Raw genomic sequence first — 18,056 nt, 5'->3', positions numbered from 1 at the left:
AATTGCATTCTGATTGTCTTATATAAGAACTAGGACAAAAGAAATGTTTTTAGGGAAGAGTTAAAAGGGAAGAATGAAGAATTGTGGTTCATAAAATGGTTTTTATGGTGGTTCAGTGGACGTTGCAATGCAACATCCCTACAACTGGATCCTTCATAAATGATATTCTGCCAAAAATTATTGAACCACAACACAAACCACTTTTTTTACCTTTAAATTCCCATAATTGAAATTATGGACTTTTGGGAAGATAACTCATTGATCAAATATTGATAATAATATTTAGCTTATTTTTATTTAGCAAGGTTATATAAACTGTAAATCTTTGAGATATATCAAGTTTATAATGAAAGTTGGAGAATGGGATAGCTTCCCATAAGCCCATGACTTCCAGTCGTGGTGCACGATATTATTGTTCTATTTCTTTTGTCACAGGACTTACTAATTTTTAAACTGATATGAACAAGCAAACTTTTTTATTATTAGCTTCTTTGATGTTGTTAATAATGCTCTCTTTCAAAACTCAGGCACAACAAAAAGTGGGATTGCTTTTTGATGCTGGAGGTCTGCCTATTCATGGCTACATCGACCCTATCTCTTATGCTCCGATGGTGAGTATTTCAAAGGATCTTGGTAATTATATGCCTTCTATTCTTTATTATAAAGATGGTAAAAGTGAAAAACGATTAATGAAGTTTGAAGATGCTAAACTTGCCATGAAAAATGAAACAGGTTCAGAAGTCGTATTGTCTGTAGATACCTTTTCAGGGGCGAAAGTAGGGTTGGATTCCTTTTTTGTCGCTCAAAATATTCACTTTAGAGGTAGAACAAGGGAAAGGCCAACTTTTGTACAATTTATTGCCAAGCTTGATAGTACTACCTTTGCAAAAATCTATAATAATAATTACGATAAATCTATTCTTCACCAAACATATATCGCAAAAAAAAGTGGGGAGGAGCGATGGGAGGAAATTAACCCTCAAAAAGAATCAATCGATGCAGTGATTAAAAAGTATTTCGTGGATTATGATAATGTCATTGCTGCTAGTGAAAACATCGAACACAAAAAGGTGAATTTTTACACTAACATGATAGGGCGATATGAAATTAACTATAAGGAAAATGAAGGAAATATTGGAGCTTTAATCAATCTTGCTTTGGTGACAAATAGGCATGTCTACAAGAAAAAAGAGTATTATGACCAATATTTCAGAAAGACAAAAACAGCTGAGTCTTTTCAATATTATTCATTAGTCACGGCATTGAATGACAGAAGCTATACAGAAGAGTATTATTCATTGGATGATCAGAAGGTTTATAGCATAGAGTGGAGCACCAAAAAAAATGGAGAAAAACAAGGCCCGTCTTCCTTCTTTATTGATGGTGAATTGGTCATGAAAATGCTATATGATAGAGACAAAATGAAAAGTGGGAAAGTTTATCATGAAGGTAAATTGCTTTATAAATATGATTTACGAGAGGATAGGATGAATAATACAACAGAATGCTATTTTAATTTCATGGATGATGACCGTCTTGCAGAATGGAAAGATTATATGGATGTATTAGATAATACTAAAAAGAGGATAAGAAATGAAAATCTTTTGGTGAAAGAGGTATATACCAAACATAAAGGTAAAGAATACAGCAACATTACTGATCCTAAAAACCCTTTAAAAGTAGCAAAGCTAAATAAGCTTTTTGATAAGTATATAGATGATTCTTTCCTTAGTGATAAACCTATTTTAAGGCCAATTTTGGTGCAAGTGTGGACAGATAAAATGGGGGTTATTAGAGAATATAAAATCCTGAACAGGACGAATACTGATTTTGATAAAAAGGTGGATAGTTTTGTAAAAGAGCAATTATTGAATGGAGGAAAGAAAGGTAAACTGAAAATGGCATATGCTGATTCAAAGCCGATGAAGAAGCCAACCACTTTTGTATTGCCATTTAAATTAAATATTAATAGTCAATATTGGTTCTTCTCTAATCAAAATGACATATTACGTCATCAAATGTGGATGTATCAGCATAATATGCAAATGATGCATTTACATTCAATACACCCTCCACGCTAAAATTTATTTCCATAAATTAGGGTAGGTTGATAGAAAGCTTGTTAAGATTTTAAGTAAGGTGAAAAAAACGCCCTAGATAAAATAAAAAGGGATGCCGTCTGACCCCGGCACCCCTCTGTCTAATCTATCTGAAAATATGAAAAATACTATTCTTTGATAAGTTCCACTCCCTTGCTGTTAGGGAATGTTCCTTTATACGAAAGCCATTGGTCTACAGTGTTGAACTGATTAGTGTTGCCATTTGCTTCTGCTCTTTGTCTTTCTACTGCTTCATTGTAGTTTGTCGCATTACTTGACATCTCGTTATTTGGATAGTCAAATCTTCTTGATCTTACATATGAAGTAGTACCAGGAGAGTGGAAAGGAATTGTTTTGTAACCTACTACCTCAGGCATCGGACGACCGGCTGTGATTTCATCTCTTGGGTCTACTTTGTATACAGGGATATCAAGTGTTTCGTATTGATTTCTATCCAACTCAGGTGTTACAAAAGAAGGAAGGTGTGTTCTGTTCCAAAGTGTGAAAGTGTTGATACCGTGACCAATTTGTGAAATCCATGCTTGGTAGATGATGTTGTCTAATTTGTTGGCAGACGAAGCGAAGGCCATTACTTCAGAAGCAATGTAGTTTTCTTTTGCTGCATTGTAATCAAACCCTTGACCATCTTCTGTTGTTTCATAAGCATCAATAGCCCCCTCTACATAATCAGAACCAGGGTAGAAGCGGTTGTATTTATCAAATGCATCTCTGATACCTGCTTCAAAAAACTGTTGTGTATTACCACTGATAAGGTTTTTCTCAATTGCTTCTGCAATCATAAAATTCACTTCATCAGAACCCATGATCATGGTAGGTGAAAGTGGGTTGAATAAAGTCATGTTGTTTAATGAGGCGAAAATAAATTTATCACCGCCGTCTTCTAAACGATATTTATCGTTGATTTTTAAGTCACCATTATTCATTCTGGCAAAATAAGCGGCATTCACAGGCGATGCATTGTTGATATCACCATCCGCTTCCACTGCAAAAACGGCTGTTTGACCATCTTGATCACCCATTCTTGTTCCTCTTAATGAAACAGGCTTGTAAGGAGTTCCCCATTCCTCCGCCATTTCAAATGGATCAAAATCTTCAGAAGGAATGACCATTTTTGATGGAGAAGAAGAGTAATCATGCATACCTGTCACCCAGAATAAACGCGGGTCTTTACGTGATTGCATTGATTTCAATGAAGTTTCACTGATATATCCATAAGCAAAACCACCTACTTGAGAAGTCATACATGCACCTACACCATTCATATGTTGCCCCCAAGGACCGCCATTTAAAGAGTGCTCTAATTTTGCTGACTCATCCAAAGAAGAAATATAACCAGCAGAGTGAGTGAATGCTTCTGAGAATATTTCTTTTGCTCTTCCAGCATCACTTTCTGACATGTAAAGTGCAACTTTCATTAATAATGAGTTGGCCAATTTTTGCCATTTAGAAGCGTCACCTCTGTAGTAGAAATCATCTGTAAATGTCTCTCCGTTAGCGACAAAGTCTCGTCCTTCTTTCAAGTCCGTCACCATTGCTTCCAAAGCTACTTGCTGAGGGTCGTATTTAGGATATAAAATTTGCTCCACATATCCTTTTCCTGCTTCTGTATAAGGGATATCACCATAAAGTGACAACACTTTCAGCATGTCAATCACCTTTGTAATTTTCACCTGACCTAATTGAGCAGAAGTGGCAGGAAGATTTGCCTCTAAATCGGCTACGTTTTTCATCACATCCTTATAGATGTTGTTCCAAGCCCAGTCTTTATATGAAGTGCTGAATGCTTCGCCTGCAGCGTATAAGTTACCGGTAGCTTGAGACATAGGGCCAGTCATGATGATTTGTGTTCTCCATGATTCACCACCGTCTGTATAAGGTTTGTTTTGAATGTGAGTGAACTGATACTTAGGGTTCATTTCATCAGAAGCCCAAGGATCTGAGTTCATTTCTTCAAATTTATTTGTACAAGAAAACATACTTGCGGCTAAAACAGCCCCCAAAAATAGTTGGTTTGCTTTCATCGTTTTTATCAATTTATAGGTAGTTCCGCCACCTCCTTTTTACAAGTGGCAGAAGTGTATGGATTAATTAAAATTTAGCGTTTAGTTTTAAACCGAATGTTCTTGGCAGAGGGTAAGATCCCACTTCCATACCTTGAGCATTTCCGTAAGCAAAACTAGCGGCAGGGTCAATGTTATCAGTATTCTTCCATAAGTAGCCTAAGTTAGAAGCTACGAATGATAACTGAAGGTTTTGCATTTTTGCACTTTTGACCATCGTTTTAGGGAATGTGTAACCCACTGAAATTTCAGCCACTCTAATGTAAGAAGCGTCATAAACGTGCGCTTCATCAATTCCTGCTACTGTTTGGTAGTAGTTTTGAAGGTCTTGATCGTTTGTGAATCCAGTGAAAGGCTCTCCGTTTTCGTAAACCATTCCTCCAGGGTTGTAAGTACCCGTTTCGTGCATTGTGTTTCTACCGTCTGCCGTATCTTGGTGTTTACCATTAGAGTACATATTGGCATTTGTAGAAGAGTAGATGTCACCACCAAACTTCGCATCGATCACCATGCCGAAAGAGAAATTTTTGTATTGGAAGCGGTTGACCCAACCTACCATAAACGGCTGAACACCATTACCGATTTGCTGATATCCATCTTCCACCATTGGCATACCATCTTCGTTTACAATGATGTTGCCGCTGTCATCTCTTTTGTAAGCCGTACCCATAATAGTACCATACGCTTGCCCTGGCGCTGCTACAATATTTACCGGACCTTCACCTACTAAATACTGGTCAACTCCTTCAGATAATGAAATCACTTCATTGTAGTTGTAAGCGAAGTTCACTTGTGTATGCCAGTTCATGTCTTTCTTTCTGATCACATCATACCCTAGAGAGATTTCCACACCTTTGTTGATGATTTCACCAGCGTTGATAATGGCATCTTCATAACCTGATGATTCAGGAATACGCACTTTCATAATCTGATCCACAGAACTTGAATTATAGTATGTCATGTCTAAATTCACGCGGTCATCAAACATTCTTAAGTTCATACCCAATTCATATGAAGTCTGCATTGAAGGTTTTAGCTGACTGTTGTTGATGGTATTGCCATAAATAGCACCTGTTTGAAGACCATCTTGCGTTTGACCATCAATTTGGTAGTACTGTTGCAACATATAAGGGTCTGTATCAGAACCTACCTTTGCCCATGAAGCTCTCACTTTACCAAAAGTCAACCAATCTGGAGTGTCCCAATCCATATCTGAGAATACCCATGAACCACTGATAGAAGGGTAGAAGTAAGAGTTGTTATCTAAAGGAAGTGTTGAAGACCAGTCATTACGGCCAGAAACATCTAAGAATAAGTAACCATTATAACCGATAGAAGCAGTGGCGTATACAGAACTGATGGCTTTCTCATACGTGTCGTAAGATGAAAAACGGTCAGAACCTGATTGAGGATTTTGCTGTAATGGATCTGAGAAGTTAGAAGAACCTGTGTCAGAATATCTTCTGTAGATGTGCATGTATGAAGTACCTACATTGGCCACAACATCAAACTTTCCAAACTTATTATCATAAGTCACCATGGCATCAAAGTTATCTTCTCTGTCAAGCTGTGTTCTTTCATAAGCTCTTCCTGACTCATACCAAGGTGTATACAAAGGTTGTAAAACATCAGCTCTCCAAGCAGTATAATCTGTACCTGCTCTACCTTGTACTTTCAAGTGGTCTGTGATATCATAAGTGGCAGTAGCCATACCCAAAATTCTGTCTTTTGTATCATGGAATTTCGTCTCATACATTGTCCAGTAAGGGTTTTCGTTATTTTCGTTATAACCGATCGGACGTCCGTCTTCATCTTTATAATCCTTCATCCAAGTCACATCATAAGTGTTTGGAATTGCATTGATATTGCTCATGTAGTTGTTGACGTTGTTACCCATGTACGGTCTGTTATAGGCTTCCTCTTTGATGTAGTTCATACGAGCATCAATATGGAATTTGTCAGAAATATCACTTGTCCCTCTTAGTGAGAAAGTATTTCTCTCATAACTTTGATTATCCGTATTACCGTTGTTTGACATGTTTGAGTAAGAGAAACGAAGCGTTCCTGCATCAGATACTTTTGTCAACGCTACACCTGTATTGGCAGTATAAGAAGGTTTGAAGAATAAGTCATAGTTGTCATAGAATTGCACGTTTCTTTCTTGACCGTCATAATATTTATCAGTAGTCATACCTGGTGTCACTTTAGGACCCCACATGCCATAATCACGTCTTGGGTCAGTAGGGAACATGCCGTTTGTACCATGAGCGTATTCTTCTTGATTGTCAGGAGTAATCCCCAAAGTACTGATGGTAGAAGAGTGAGAAAAATCTACACCCAAACCTTTCTGACCACCTTTACCTGATTTGGTTGTGATCATGATTACACCATTGATACCTCTTGAACCGTAAATCGCCGTAGCAGCAGGTCCTTTCAGCACGTTGATGGATTCAATATCCTCTGCGTTGATACCTGACATACCGTCACCTGTATCAATACCGCCACTGTCGCCATCGTTGGCATTGGCAATATTGGAGTTGTTCATCGGGATACCATCTATTACGTATAACGGTTGATTGGAACCGTCAAGAATTGCATTACCACGTATCACAACATTGGAAGAAGAACCCGGCGAACCACCTACTTGATTGATCTGTACACCCGCAACTTTACCGCTTAGGTTGTTCATCACATTGGAAGAAGAAGTAACAGCACCAAGGTCATCTCCAGAAACTTCCTGAACCGCATAACCTAGTGATCTTTCTTCTCTTTCAACGCCAAGACCTACCACTACTAATTCTTCCATTTCAGTAGCATCAGGATCTAGTTTGATGTTGATTGTGGATTGATTGTTTACGTTGATTTCTTTTGATTTATAACCGATATAAGAAATCTGTAAGATACTATTCGGGCCCGCCTGAAGTTTAAACTCTCCATTAAAATCGGTAATCGACCCTTTTGAAGTTCCTTTGATTTTGATAGACGCACCAATAAGTGGTTCACCCGTCATTGTATCTTTAATAGAACCTGTGATCAACTGTTCTTGTGCATGAAGTGTAAGCGTACAAGTCATGAACAATACAATCATCAGACTGATGGAATGTAAAATTCTTTTCATTTTACGGATAAATGAGTTAATAAAAATAGTTTACATTAAGAGGTTATATTATGCATCTATTTAGGTTTAATTACTAAGACAAAATTATTTAATACTAATTCAAATTATTGTTTTGCGATTACTGCCTTAAAAAAACAGTCAATAGAACCACTATTCATCCGTTTTTTTGCGTTGTACTCACAAAAAATAATTAAAAATTAATTATCAAATATTTTTGGCTTAGTACTTAACGATTTAAAAAATGCAGTAAAAATTCATTCTTAGTAACTTAAGTTATCGTGCGAAAAATCTTTGCTTTAATATAAACTCTGTATGTTTTGATTTATTTTGTTTGTGTATAAACACTTTGTAAGTGTATTATGAACACAAATGTATACGATTGTTTTTAAAATGCAATAACAAAATGCACGATGTTGCATGTTTGTGCTTTCGAGGTGCATGTTTTTGGTCCATTTTAACACTGGTAATAAAAGAAAAACACTGTTTCTATAGTGTTTTTTGAAGGGTTAATAAAAAATATTAATATTACTTTAAAGATGTTATAAACAATGTTATGGGTTAAATTTAGCCTTTTTTTAAATTGTAATCTACTATAGAAACAGTCCTTTTTTGGACTATGAAATTGGAAAGTTTTTCTAGTTGATAGGGTGTGCATGAATAAGCATTGTGTGATACCGATGAAAAGATTTACCTGATGAGATTAATCTGCCTTTTGCAGTAAAATAAAAAGCAGTATTTCTATTGATTTATTTAAAATAATAATGTTTGATGTCATTCAAGTTGAATTTATCTTGAATGAAGAATGAAGAATGAAGAATGAAGAATGAAGAATGAAGAATGAAGAATGAAGGTGGATCGTGTTGTGGTTTTTGGGAGTGGCTGTAATGCAATACTAAAATAAGTGTATTATTAAAAGTATAGACTACTCTAATATAGAAGGGGGTAATGCAATATTTAAGAGAATCTTAATGGAAGTCATTTCAAGTAACAATGCACGAACCATTTTTTCTTCATTCTTCCTTCTTAATTCTTCATTAAAAACGTCCTTTATTCTTGCAATTGTTACTGCCAGTTAACGTCTGTTTGCACTTAAAACATGCATAAAAATTCCCGTTTATGCTTGTTTGTTAAAGTAAAATGCGGAATTTGAGTGTTTTTAACTATAAAAACGCAAAATAGTATTAAAAAAACCTTTTACGTTGTGCGTATTCGTGCATGATACTACATTTGTAATGTAAACAAGACACTTTTAAAGCTGTCTGACTTATCTCGATGTTATACTAATCATTAAACTGAAACTCAATATTTGAAATGAAAGATTTTTACAAGTTTAATCAGAAGAGCTTTTATACTTAACTAGGATGTGAATTAATGTCCGAATAGTTATTACTATTTCATAGCTATAAAAGAGTAATACTATTTTAAAATTATGCTATAAAAACTACGACCATTTGCTAAAATAAAACCGATGAAATTCTACCAATTAATAAGTGCATTGTACTTATAGAAATTTCTAGCAAGTGCTAAAGCAAAAGTAATTTATTATTGCTTTGGTGCTTAAGCCGATATCCTTTGGCAAAATAGCATGGTTCAAAAAAAATATTTTTGACTAAAGTCAATTTTAACTACTACACTAATCTAATACTGAAAATGAGTAAATTTTACTTAATGCTGTTAAGCATGTTTATGCTTACAACAGGCGCATTGTATGCTCAAGAACGTACTGTAAAAGGTACGGTGACTGATGCGGCCGACAACTCTCCATTGCCAGGTGTGAACGTATTAATTAAAGGTACGAGCCTTGGAGCGGTAACAGACTTCGACGGAAACTTCTCTGTTATCATTCCATCTACTGAAAATAATACACTTACATTTTCTTTTATTGGTTATAAAACTACTGATTTTAATGTTTCTAACGCTGATAATATTCAAGTAGGCCTTGAAGCAGATGCTGAAGAACTAGAAGAAGTGGTGGTAACAGCCCTTGGTATCAAGCGTGAAGAAAGATCGCTTGGTTATGCAGTTTCTGAAGTGAAATCGGAAGATATTGGTGAAAACTCATCAGCCAATTTAATGAACTCATTAAATGGTAAAGTAGCTGGTGTTCAAATTACTCCAGTTTCAGGTCCTGCTTCATCATCAAACGTAACAATTCGTGGTAATGCAGTACTTTCAGGTTCTAACCAGCCATTATATGTAGTGGATGGTGTACCAATGAGTAACTCTAACTTCGAAAATGCAGATGACCATGACAACGGTGGTATTGATACAGGTGACGGTCTTTCGTCAATCAACCCTGATGATATCGAGTCAATGTCAGTACTTAAAGGTCCTGCTGCAACTGCATTATACGGTACACGTGCTATTAACGGTGTAATCTTAATTACTACAAAGTCTGGTGAGAAAAGACAAGGTTTAGGAATTGACTTCTCAACAGGCGTAAACTTTGACGTGGTTGGTATTACTCCAACAATGCAAAACCAATATGCTCACGGTACAATGGGTGACTTCCCAGTTGACCCTAGATCTACGGAAGGTAACAGAATGTGGGGTCCTATGCTTACTCCAGGTATGACTACTGATAAATATTTTGACGGTAAAACAAGAACTGTTCAGCATTATAATATTTATGATGAATTATACAGAACTGGTGTAACATTCAACAACAGTATTTCATTGACAGGTGGTAACGAATCATCAAATGTACGTTTCTCTTACTCAAACATGAGTAACCAAGGTAACGTTGAGAATTCAACTTTCAACAGACATACCTTCAACTTGAGAGGTACAACAAAAATGATCAATGATAAATTGACAGTAGACTCAAGAGTTACATACACTCACCAGGAAGCGAATAACAGAATGGCGATGGGTAACTCGGTATACAACTACCAAAATGCTTTAATGGGTATTCCTAATACAATTAGCATGGATTGGTTGAAAAACAATTATAAAGATTCAAATGGACGTCCTGTAGGTTATGATCAAATCAATAGCAACCCTTACTGGACAATGAATGAAGTACAAAACTATGACAAGCAAGATCGTATGTTAGGTATGTTAAGCTTAAACTATGAGTTTAACGAAAACCTTAACTTAGTTGCTCGTGGTGGTACAGACGTTACATCATTCAGACAAAATGTTCTTGACCCTCTTTATACTCCAAGATATGAGCAAGGTAGAGCGTTTGAAAGAACAAACCTTAGTGCAGAAAACAACTTTGATTTTCTTTTACAGTACAGTAAGAAATTTGGAAACTTTGATGTAAATGCAACTGCAGGTGGTTCTTATATGCACCAATTGATTGATGCAACAGACGCAGGTTCAGTAAACTTTATTTCTGATGATCAGCAACATCCAGGTGCAGGTTCAGATAGATTCTTAGCATTCAGCAGATACGAAAGAGCAATTGCTTCAGTATACGCTACAGCTTCAATTGGTTATAAAGGATTCTTATTCTTAGATGTTTCAGGTCGTAATGACTGGTCATCAACACTTCCTTTAGATAACAATTCATATTTCTACCCTTCAGTTTCAGCATCATGGGTATTCTCAGATATGGACTGGAATACACCTGAATGGTTATCATTTGGTAAGTTGAGAGCATCATGGGCACAAGTGGGTTCAGATACAGACCCTTACAGCTTGTACTTACAGTATAATGTAAACGGTATGTTGGGTGGACGTCCAGGTTTTGGATTCCCAATGGGTGGTATCGAAGGATCTGTGATTCCAAACCAGAACTTAAGACCTTCAATGTCTAACTCTTATGAATTTGGTTTAGACTTAAGATTATTCGACAATAAATTAGGTTTCGATATCGCATACTACAATCAAGTAGCTACGGATCAGATTTTACCAGTAGACGTTTCTAACGCATCAGGATACAACCAAGCTTTAATTAATGCTGGTGAAATTCAAAACAGAGGTGTGGAATTAATGATCAACTACAGCCCAGTTCAAACAGATAACTTCCGTTGGGACATGACTGTGACAGCCGCTTACAATGAAAACCAAGTAGTTTCATTGACAGAAGGAGTGGAGTCTTACTTACTAATGCCAACATCTGGATCAGTTTCAGTTCAAGCGATTCCTGGTCAAGCTTACGGTGTGATTATGGGTAAAACGTATGTGAGAGATGATGCAGGACATGTTGTAGTAAATGAGAACGGTCTTCCATTAGTATCAGATGAAGTTTCAGAAATTGGTAACTCTATTCAACCTTGGATGGCAGGTTTAAGAAACACATTCAACTATAAAAACTTCTCATTATCAGTATTGATTGATGGTAAGTTTGGTGGTCAAATCTACTCGCAGACAAACGCATCAATGTACTCTAATGGTAAGCACGTGGATACGATTGAAGGTAGACATGATTTCTACTACGGTAACGGCTGGAACCCTGGTAACTTAGTATTGGAAAATGGTGAGCCTTTCAACGGTTCGGTTGATCCAGAATTATACTATAGACAAGTGGCTTTAATTGATGAGCATTTCGTTTATGATGCATCATTCATCAAATTAAGAGAGGTATCGATCTCTTACCGCTTACCAGCGAAAACATTGGAAAAAACTCCATTCAGAAACTTAGCGTTTACTGCTTACGGTAACAACTTAGGTTACTTATGGAGAAATACACCAAATATTGACCCTGAAGCATCATTTACATCAGGTAACGGTCAAGGTATTGAAATGTTTAACATGCCTCTACCTAGAACATTTGGTTTCAAATTAAACGCTAATTTCTAATCTACATCTCATGAAAAAATTAATCATAAATATATTCGTAGTGGCTTTAGCAGCCCTTACATCTTCTTGTACGGATCTTTTCCGTGAAATGAATGACAACGACTATACAAGTGGTGATATGGACCCAAAGTACCAGTTTACTTTTATCCAAGCCAAATTGTTCTCAAGTGGTCATGAAGGATACAGAGGTAACTTGATTATGGCAGGTCCAATGTCAGGTTTAACAGCCAACCCTCAATATACACAAGGGCAAGGTTTCAACAGAAGTGATGCTTTCACAGAAGCAACTTGGACATTGTTCTATGGTGATATCGTGAAGAACCTTGAGGACATCCAAGTTCGTCTTAACAAGAGAATGGACGAGAATGGAGAAGAAAACACAGGTAAGTTAGCACAAGTTTCAATTGTAAAAGTGATTAACTTCTTGAGAATTACTGCTATGTATGGTGATGTTCCTTACTCTGAAGCAGGTAAAGGTTATTCAGAAGGTGTTTTATATCCAAAATATGATACACAGCAAGAGATCTTTGAGTCAATGGCTGAAGAACTTCTTGAAGCGAGAGAGAACCTTTCTAATGGTGAATTATTCTCAGATGATTTTTACTTCGCTGGCAATGCGGCCGCTTGGGAAAGATTAGCCAACTCATTATTGATGAAAATCGGTCTTTTCATGGCTGAAGGTGATGATGCAAAAGGTAGAGAGATCTTCAATGCAGCATACAGCACAGGTAACTATATTACTTCTTTAACAGAGTCAGCAGTATTGGAGCACAACGAAAGTGACGGTCCTTGGGGACAAACAGTCAATGGTTCTGGTGTAGCCAACGAAGGTAGAGTAGGTGGACAGTCTTATCAATTCCTTTCTCACAACGCATTAGTTTCAATGCAAGAGAAAGCAGATCCACGTCTTTTCTGGGTAGCTTCACATATTGATAACAGAGGATCATCAACAGCTGCATTTTTGAATACAGATCAATATACAGACTATGATCCATTTGCTTACAATGATAATGAAGGAAACGAATTCAAGAGAATTCACTACCGTGGTGTAAAAGAAGGTGACAGACCTGATGGTAACAGAGGTATCTTTATTGCAGATGGTAATATTGAATATTCAGCATATACTATGACAAAAACAGATTCAGATGGTAATGCAGTGAATAACCTTGGTTATACTTTTAAAGATGGCGGTCAGTATGGACAGTTAGTGGCTGTAAACCCAGCTACAATCTTAAATGCGACTTCTCCAACAATGATTTTAGCTTCTGATGAAGTTCACTTTATGATTGCTGAAGCGGCGCAAAGAGGATGGGTTTCTGCAGACATCAGTTCTCACTTTAAAACAGGTGTAGAGCATGCCATCAAAAAGTACCCTACATTCTACAGTGGTGCTGATTATGTAAGTGCATTTGTTGATTTGTATAAGGATCAAACAAACCCTAGTTATAACTGGGAAGGTGCAGTGCAAGATTACATAAATCAAGTTGGTAATGACTTAGGTAAAAACGGAGATGCTCTAGAAGATATCGTTTACCAACATTGGTTGTCTCAAATAGGGAATGGTTATAACTCATTTGCAATTTGGAATAGAACACATTACCCGTCGTTTGTGAAAGCAAATACAAGAAATGAGGCCAATGTAGAGGTTCCTGTAATGGACAAAAACCCATTGGAGAATGACGATGCCATTGCAACTGGTAGCCAATCAGTAGAATTACACACAGGTGGTATTACAGGTTTCTACAGATCAAATAGATTCCCTTATCCAAACAGAGAGTTCACAGTAAACCCTTCAAATGCGAATGGTGCTGTGGATAACCAAAGTGAAAACCCTTCATCAGATTTTATTACTGCTTACCAGTTTATGAGTAAGAAGAACTAAAACGGATGAATTATATATAATTATTTTGTAGGAGTTTTTATTCTTTTCAGAAATCCAGCGATCTAATAATTCTATAGCTCTATTTCTAGAAAAGAGTATAAATCAATGAATATTAACTTGTTCATGATTAAAAAGTGAAGATAAAAAGGTGGTGCTTCTTTGAGGCATCACCTTTTCTTTTTGGAAGAAACTTTTTCACTATTCAAGCAAGTACAAAAAAAGTGATGCATTAAATAAAGAATCTATAGCAGGACGCCTTTAAGTGGAAACTTTCGCGGGATAGCATCTTGTTATAGTATTCGTAATTAATCATATCCAAAAAGCAAATGAAATATTTATTATACATCCCATTGATCTTAGGAGTACTTTCCTGTGAAACCTATTCAGACCCTTCTATTGAAGAGTTGAGAAATACTAACATTATCAGCACATCAAATTGGTCTGCTCAAAAAGCAAATTTTGTAACCAACTTTGATGTTCAAACAAGAGAATTATCAGCCACTTATAATTATGGTCCTGGTGAAGTAGATTTTATCTTTTCCCTTGATGCCGGTATTGATGGAATGATCGATTGGGATACGAAGAAAAGTCTTGACGATACAGATATCAAAAGATATTTTATTGTAGATGAAGACTTCTTATTTCAAGATGGCTTGCACATGGATGATTGGGAATGGAATATATTAAGTACAGAAGCAAAAGATTCTCTGCCTTATACAAGAGCCTACTTGAGAGTGGGGAGCACTAGAATAAAAGCCAAGCTGTACGAGGATAAACCTAATCAAATCTATTGTTATTATGATAAAGCAAAAAGAGTGAATGGTTATACTTATAAGTATCATATTAATTTTTGGATGAGGAAAGAGTAGAGTAAAACACCTTATAAATCATCTGGAATAGTTTACAAAAATTATCATTTCATTAAGCTCATTTAACAAAATAAAAGACCAAAATTTAAAACAATATTATCGTCAAATTCACAACGTTTATTCTCTGTGAAATATTTGGACTAATTAACAAATCAATTCAGGTGTTGGGCTTAATATAAATTGTCTTATTAGAAGTATGAATATTTCATTTTCTTAATTTTTGTGTTGTTTTGGGCTATTTTGGTATTCTATTAATTGAAATTTTATAAGAATAGTATTAATTGTAGAAAATACACAAATAATCCAACATTGTCATTATATTTACGTATATAAATTGTATATTAAGAAATAGAAAATTTAAACCTCGTTACTATATGAAACCTATTAAATTTGGATCTATACAGTTGATGCCTATCGCGCAGTTTGGAATCGTTTTGACGATCGTTTTATTATTTGCTTTTGCTTATATCAAATCGTTATTACTTTCACAGGGAATCGTCGTTCCCCAACGTTATTATGTATATGTTCCAATTTTAATATTCAGTGGCGTTTGGCCATTCATGATTAGTCGAGGAATTGAGCAAAATCCTGAATTTGAACCTGAAAAATAGAACCACATTATTAATCAATCATATTATAAGAGCTTCTCCCTTAATTGGAAGAAGCTCTTTTTTTTAATATTTAAATTCTATAAGATTCATATTTAGGATCTCTTGAGGGATATTGTCTGTATTGAGGTCGTTAAACTGAAGGTGTAAATACTCAAGATTATTCAATTGTGATATATCACTAGGTATGTCTCCTGTTAAATTGTTTTCGTTGAGATATAGATGTGTTAAGTTTTTCAATTTTGAGAAGTCAGGGGAGATATTACCAGTTAGAGCATTTCTAGTTAAGTATATTTTCTTAAGTTGATCACAATTAAATAATTTGGTAGGGATCTCTCCATCTATTTGATTTGATGTAAAATTGATTTCCTGAAGCTGAGGTAATTCTTCAATCCACTCAGGTATGTTAGTCAATTTGCAATTTTCAAACGTAAGTTGTTGAAGCTTTTGTAAATTCTTGATAGATTCAGGAATAGAAGTATCGACTCCTTTACGATAGGTTAGACTTTCTAAGTTGGAAAGCTTGCTCACCCATTCTGGTAATACTTGAGAATTATTATGGTCAATACCATTTAATACAATGTGCTTTAGTTTTGTACACAAAGATAAATCAGGGTATGATTTTAAACTATTCTCATTTATTTGACAGAATTCTAGATTCTTATTGCTGGTTAAAAAATCTTGTATATCGTCTCTGTCATTACTGTCAAATGAATTCCATACAATGATTGCACTTTTTAAGTTGGTGACATTCTTTGGTAAAGTATTGAAATTACTATTAAAGAGTCTAAGGTATTCTAGTTGAGTAAGATTTTCAGGAAGCATAGAGAAGTCTGAATCTTCAATAATTAAAGTGGACAAAGAGTCATAATTTGTAAAATCTTTCGGAGCCACACTCAAAGAGCTTGAAAGTCTATTGTATGGTATATGAAATCTATAGATCTCAATTTCAGATACATGTTGTGCTCCTTCTTTTTTGTTAGCACTAAAGTATACTTGCCCATTTTTATCAGATTCAAAACCAGAAACTAATCTGAAATATGTTAAAAGAGATAAAGTAGTGTTACTATCAGAAAAAGGTGAGCTTCCACCTAATACATCGTCAATAACAATTGAATCTCTAAACAGAGAGTCGACGTCAGCAAGAATAACTTTTGTAAGATACTTAGTCTTGCCATTAATATCAGCTTGGCATTCTACTACATATGCTTCCTCTTCCACAAAGAATGTATTGTCAACTTGATTATTTTCCTTGTCGATAATATATTCTCCTGACTTACTTTTAAAAGTGACTTTTAAGTTTTCAAATTTTGAAAATAAATTATCAGTAATACTTACACTCATTAGTTTGTCATCAATAGTTATTTCCTCATTTATATTGAGTGTTAGGGTCTCTTGGTCCTCTATTTCAAACTCTTTCTCAAGTAAGATTGTAAGCGGAACTCCTGGTAAAGGTGTCTTGTTGTCAGATCTTTGTATTATGACCTTGTATGAGCCAGGAGAAAAAGGTATCTCCGACAAGTCATAACCTTCTTTTGTAAACTCGCTGCTGAATTGCCCATTTTCTTTTTTACTTTTATAAGTAATGTTGATCATTTCAGGTGGGAGTACGACTGTTTTGTTATTTAAATTGATAGAAATCTCTTCTAGATTTAAATATCCTTCAGCCACAGAAGGTGTTGTTTCTTCCTTATCAACAAGGGAACAGTTACTTAATAATAGCAGTAGGACTGAAATTATTGCTAGTGAATAGTTTTTCATTTAATCAATAGTTTGAATTCTGATTCAGTTTTTTTAAAAGCTAAAATAAGAGAATTTATAGCGAAGCTGAAAATTATTTGAGGATAAATATTAATTTGTTTTCATCTTCTTTTCGGACGCCTTACCAATCCTCTTCATCCACAGTCTCATCATTCTTATAAATAGAAGGTAAAGTGATTTCTTTATATACCACCCAAGTTCTCAAAATAAAAATTGTAGAAATAGGAAGGAGTTCTGTGATGAGGCGGTTGATTTCTAGATGATGTAAAACGATATAAAAAACAGCACCAACGATACTGATCGTAGCATAAATTTCTTTTTGAAAGACTACAGGGATTTCGTTTACCAGAATATCCCTTGAAACACCTCCAAATGAACCAGTGATTACCCCCAATATAATACAGATGATATAGGGTAAATCATAAGTAAGTCCAATTTGTACACCGGCTACTGAAAATAAGGCTAGACCTATCGTATCAAAAAGCAGTAAAGAGGTTCTAAAACGATCTAGTTTATTTTGAAATATCATTGCGCATATGGCTCCGGCAAGAATAAAATAAATGTAACTTGGATCTGCAATCCAAAATACATCTCTTTGTTCTATTAAAACATCTCTCAGAGTGCCACCTCCAACTGCAGTTACAAAGGCTACGATGATCACGCCAAAAGGATCTAATTTCTTTTGCATCCCCACCAAAGCACCTGAAATTGCTAATGCGAAGGAACCGACAACGCCTATGTAATAGATGATTTCTTTCACTGAATAACTTAGTTTAACGAAATGAATAATAAAATTAGCCTCTTATAAAAAGAGGAGGTAAGTACTGTGACAGAAGAAAAGGGATGATTTTAGTTTAATATTTTTTATTCTAATCAAGGCAGATTTGCA

At 35.4% G+C, this 18,056-nt stretch carries 9 protein-coding genes; 5 read left to right on the top strand and 4 right to left on the bottom strand.

Annotation, left to right across the window (positions count from 1 at the left end; translation table 11 throughout):
* The first annotated feature begins 458 nt into the window (after positions 1 to 458).
* Positions 459 to 2,081: a hypothetical protein gene (locus HHU12_RS20265; RefSeq protein WP_169658564.1), complete on the top strand. Its 1,623-nt coding sequence runs from the start codon at positions 459 to 461 to the stop codon at positions 2,079 to 2,081.
* Positions 2,082 to 2,227: 146 nt separating this feature from the next.
* Here HHU12_RS20265 and HHU12_RS20260 read toward each other — a convergent pair whose 3' ends face one another.
* Positions 2,228 to 4,141 (bottom strand): SusD/RagB family nutrient-binding outer membrane lipoprotein, encoded by a 1,914-nt coding sequence (locus HHU12_RS20260; RefSeq protein ID WP_169658563.1) that lies wholly within the window; start codon positions 4,139 to 4,141, stop codon positions 2,228 to 2,230.
* A gap of 67 nt (positions 4,142 to 4,208) precedes the next feature.
* Positions 4,209 to 7,298 carry a SusC/RagA family TonB-linked outer membrane protein gene (locus HHU12_RS20255; protein WP_169658562.1) on the bottom strand — a complete coding sequence of 1,030 codons (3,090 nt, stop codon included), beginning with the start codon at positions 7,296 to 7,298 and terminating at the stop codon, positions 4,209 to 4,211.
* 1,650 nt (positions 7,299 to 8,948) lie between these two features.
* Between HHU12_RS20255 and HHU12_RS20250 the strand changes: the two genes are divergently transcribed.
* From HHU12_RS20250 to HHU12_RS20235, 4 genes are all read left to right on the top strand, one after another.
* Complete coding sequence (locus tag HHU12_RS20250; protein WP_169658561.1) at positions 8,949 to 12,047, top strand: SusC/RagA family TonB-linked outer membrane protein; 3,099 nt, start codon at positions 8,949 to 8,951, stop codon at positions 12,045 to 12,047.
* 10 nt (positions 12,048 to 12,057) lie between these two features.
* Positions 12,058 to 13,929: a SusD/RagB family nutrient-binding outer membrane lipoprotein gene (locus tag HHU12_RS20245; protein ID WP_169658560.1), complete on the top strand. Its 1,872-nt coding sequence runs from the start codon at positions 12,058 to 12,060 to the stop codon at positions 13,927 to 13,929.
* Between the two features lie 326 nt (positions 13,930 to 14,255).
* A complete protein-coding gene (locus HHU12_RS20240) occupies positions 14,256 to 14,798 on the top strand; it encodes a hypothetical protein (RefSeq protein WP_169658559.1) in 543 nt (180 codons plus the stop codon).
* Between the two features lie 374 nt (positions 14,799 to 15,172).
* A complete protein-coding gene (locus tag HHU12_RS20235) occupies positions 15,173 to 15,409 on the top strand; it encodes a hypothetical protein (protein WP_169658558.1) in 237 nt (78 codons plus the stop codon).
* 63 nt (positions 15,410 to 15,472) lie between these two features.
* Here the strand turns inward: HHU12_RS20235 and HHU12_RS20230 are convergent, their stop codons facing one another.
* Together HHU12_RS20230 and HHU12_RS35840 are read right to left on the bottom strand one after the other, a co-directional pair.
* Complete coding sequence (locus tag HHU12_RS20230) at positions 15,473 to 17,167, bottom strand: leucine-rich repeat domain-containing protein (protein WP_169658557.1); 1,695 nt, start codon at positions 17,165 to 17,167, stop codon at positions 15,473 to 15,475.
* 121 nt (positions 17,168 to 17,288) lie between these two features.
* Complete coding sequence (locus HHU12_RS35840) at positions 17,289 to 17,927, bottom strand: trimeric intracellular cation channel family protein (protein ID WP_205959936.1); 639 nt, start codon at positions 17,925 to 17,927, stop codon at positions 17,289 to 17,291.
* Positions 17,928 to 18,056 lie beyond the last annotated feature (129 nt).

This window comes from Flammeovirga aprica JL-4 (assembly GCF_012844305.1).
Lineage (GTDB): Bacteria > Bacteroidota > Bacteroidia > Cytophagales > Flammeovirgaceae > Flammeovirga > Flammeovirga aprica.
The sequence above is the reverse complement of the archived record's forward strand: the minus strand, read 5'-3'. Positions and strand labels throughout refer to the sequence as shown.